The organism is Paenibacillus forsythiae T98, from assembly GCF_000520735.1.
GTDB classification, from domain to species: domain Bacteria; phylum Bacillota; class Bacilli; order Paenibacillales; family Paenibacillaceae; genus Paenibacillus_AQ; species Paenibacillus_AQ forsythiae.
In genome coordinates, this window is sequence record NZ_ASSC01000019.1 from 1 (window position 1) to 3,421 (window position 3,421).

General features: G+C 55.5%; 3 protein-coding genes. All 3 read left to right on the forward strand.

The genetic code is table 11. The features are described from left to right. Window positions 1-1,190 (forward strand): Tc toxin subunit A-related protein (locus L692_RS32260; protein WP_036721172.1); only part of this gene is annotated, 1,190 nt, incomplete at its 5' end. Beyond that, window positions 1,187-1,510 carry a nucleotidyltransferase domain-containing protein gene (locus L692_RS27435; RefSeq protein ID WP_025696229.1) on the forward strand — a complete coding sequence of 108 codons (324 nt, stop codon included), beginning with the start codon at window positions 1,187-1,189 and terminating at the stop codon, window positions 1,508-1,510. The genes L692_RS32260 and L692_RS27435, both read left to right, overlap by 4 nt. Before the next feature lie 521 nt (window positions 1,511-2,031). Then, window positions 2,032-3,421, forward strand: a 1,390-nt coding sequence (locus tag L692_RS0100575; RefSeq protein ID WP_025696231.1) for a PTS transporter subunit EIIC, incomplete at its 3' end; no start/stop codon positions are given.

Below are 3,421 nucleotides of genomic sequence, written 5' to 3' on the forward strand. Positions count from 1 at the left end.
TCCAAAGCTACCAGCTCGCTTACGACATGGTCAAACGGGCGGAGAAGTGCTATCAGTTTGAGACCGGCAATCCGGCGTCCGCGTTCGTGCAGTTCGGTTACTGGGACAGTCTGAAGAAAGGCTTGCTTGCCGGTGAGCGCCTGACGAACGACCTCCGCCGGATGGAAGCCGCTTATCTTGAATCCAACACGCGGGATCTGGAAATCACGAAGCATATTTCGCTGGCCGGGTTCCTGCCTCTCAGCTTGCTGGCCTTGAAGGAGGCCGGCGCTTGCGCCGTGATTTTGCCGGAATGGCTGTTTGATATGGATTATCCCGGCCATTATTCCCGCCGCATCAAGACGGTGTCCATCAGCATTCCCTGCGTAACGGGGCCGTACACCGGGGTGAACTGCACGCTGTCGCTGACCAATCACGGCATTCGAATGAACGACAGTACGGCGGGGGGATATGGAAATCCGCTGGCCGCCGGGGATGCCCGGTTTTACAAGAGTCCGGTTCCGGTTGCCGCAATCGCCACCAGCCATGGGCAGAATGATGCCGGAATGTTCGAGCTGAACTTTGAAGACGACCGGTACTTGCCGTTTGAGGGCGCTGGAGCAGTGAGCGAATGGCAAATCCGGCTGCCTCAGGAGAATAACCAGTTCGACCTGTCGACCATTTCCGATGTAATTATCCATCTCCGCTATACAGCCAAAGCCAGCGGAAATCTGGATCTGGTCAATGCTGCCAGAAGCAATGTGGCCGCCATCCTGCCGCCGTCGGGTAAGCGCCTTCTGGTGCTGAATCACGAGTTCGGAACGGCCTGGCAGCGTTTTCTGAATCCGGCCGGGGATGCGGAGCAAGTGCTGGCTTTTACATTGGAGCGGGATCATTTGCCATTCTACGCGCGCGGCAAGAGCAGCATCAATCTAACCAGGGTCGACCTGTTTCTGGAAACCGGGGACAGCGGCAGCTTCAGCGCCAGGCTGAAGGTTCCCGGAGCGGCCGCGGCTTCCGACGAGACAATGAACCCCGATCCGGCATTTGGCGGCTCCCGGCACCTTGCCAAGAGCGGCTTTGCCTCCAGCGTACCGCTGCTGGGCGAATGGCAGCTCCAAATCAGGAAATCGGCGGACACCGGCTTCAAATCGCTGCTGCCCGGCAGCATCAGGAACGCTTATCTGGTCGTGGAGTTCAGAACATCATGAAGCTGGAGCGTACGCTGCGCCGCATAACGGAAATGATCGTCCGCTGCAGCGGTCCGGATGAGGTTCTGCTGTTTGGTTCCTATGCCAAAGGCCAGGATAACGGCGACAGCGATCTGGATATTCTGGTCATCGGCCATTTTCGTGGTCCTCCGTCTCTGCGAGGAAACGAGATCAGGCAATGGCTTCGGCGCTACCCTATTGGCGTTGACCTTCATTTAATGACGCGCGAAGAGATTGAAGCCGGGCTGCGGCAGCCGTATGGTTTCGTCCGGTCCATCCTCTCAAGCAGCGTAGTTCTGTATACAAAATATGAATCATAGAAATATATTATATTGAAAAAATATTAAATATAGGATATAATGTGATTATTCGGAAGCACTTAAAGTCGAAGTATTGCTGCGGAATGGTCCCAGGAGGAAAAGCTACGGCATAAAAAGACTTCTGATCTATTTGAGAGTCCCTCGGCCACAAATGTGCCTGAGGGCTTCTCTTCGTTTGGATGCTTGAAATTAGGTCGATAGTTCTAAATATCCGATAATCTGACATAGACTTAACCTGAGGTCTAGTGCCGTTTGGACTCGTAGGAGGTGGTAATTACTGACCATTGATTTTATATTCGATTATTGTCACAATAGAAATACTATAATAGATTACGAAATTGTTACTTTTTTGGCGGAGTAGGGCCGGAGAAGGGTCAAGTGCCGCTGAATCTATAAATCGCGTGTCGATGCATGATTTGAAAATAGGTCTTTTTTTGCATCAATAAAAGAATGTCACCTGCCGATATAGAACATGGACAACTTCATAGTTGTTGTACATAACGAACAGGGAGGAGCTGACAATGCCGCAAGGGAATATTCATCCGGATCAGGACGCGGGGATCATGAAGAATAGCCACAGCCCGGCGAAGCAACTGGCTATGCGCTTGATTGAATTGTCCGGCGGGCCGGACAATGTGCTCGAAGCATCACACTGCACAACCCGGATTCGCCTGAGGCTGCGAAACAGCGACCGCGTGGATGAAGCTGCTCTGTCCAGGCTCGGGGAGGTTCAGAACGTGTTCGTTCATGCCGGACAACTGCAAATTATTGTGGGACCGGCATTGGTCTTTAAGGTACAGCGTCAAATCATGCGCTTGCTTGAGGACCCCGGAACGGAACGGGCGCAGGAAGCCGAGCACCCAAGCGGGCCGGAGGAGCTGACAAGCTCTGCCCGCGCCACAGAGCCCGGCGGTATGATCCTTCCATACTTGCGGAGAGCGTGGAACCGGAGAACTGCGCTCCATCAGGCCGAGGCAGGTCCATTCCCGGAGGCGCAAGGCTCGGCAAGAAAGGGAGCATTAGGCAAAGCTCTAGGTATGGTCTCGCTCTTCTCCGACATCATTGTGCCCATCATTCCGCTCTTCATCGTTGTCGGCTTGCTGCTCGGCCTGGTCAGCATGCTCAAAGCCTTTGGCGCAGCGCCCCCGGACAGCATGTGGTTTCAGACGTTGTCATTGCTGACCAGCTCCGCCTTTCAAGTGCTGGCCGTGATGTTCGGCTATCAAGCGGCCAAGCGGTTTGGGGGAACCCCGGTGCTTGGCGCCGCAGTCGGAATTGTTATGACCCGTCTCCATCTGCTGCATCTTGCCGAACCCGGCGGAGCGGCGGCTGCCGCAGCGGATTTGACGAGCGCCCCGCAATTTGGCTATCAAGGCACTATGATTCCGATTATTCTGGCGGTGCTGCTGATGACGCTTATCGAGAAGGGGCTGCGGCGGATCATCCCGGCAACGGCGGTTCTTCTGACGGTTCCCTTCCTCAGCTTTGTCATGGGCTGCGGCTTCGCCATTCTCGTGATAGGGCCGCTTGGCGCGGAGCTTGGCGGCTTTCTGAGCGGCCTGCTGGAGCAGATGTTCCAGCTTGGGAGAACGCTGTTCGGCCTGCTTCTTGGCGGAGCCTACGGCTTTATCGTCATGACCGGACTGCATCACGGAATCCAGGCGATTGAAATCGGGCTGATCTCCAATCCGGACATCGGGGTCAACTTTCTGCTTCCCATCTGGTCGATGGCCAATATCGCGCAGGGCGGGGCGGGACTTGCGGTATATGCCCGAACCCGTGACAGCGATTTGAAAAAGATAGCGCTGCCAGCCTCGCTCAGCGCCTTTTTCGGCATTACCGAGCCGATCGCCTTCGGCGTCAATTTGAAGCTTGGCCGTCCCTTCCTCGGCGCGGCGGCGGGGGGGGCGG

What these genes read in the sequence shown, in the direction of transcription:
- L692_RS27435 (WP_025696229.1), top strand. Translation starts at nt 1,187, where the DNA reads ATGAAGCTGGAGCGTACGCTGCGCCGCATAACGGAAATGATCGTCCGC.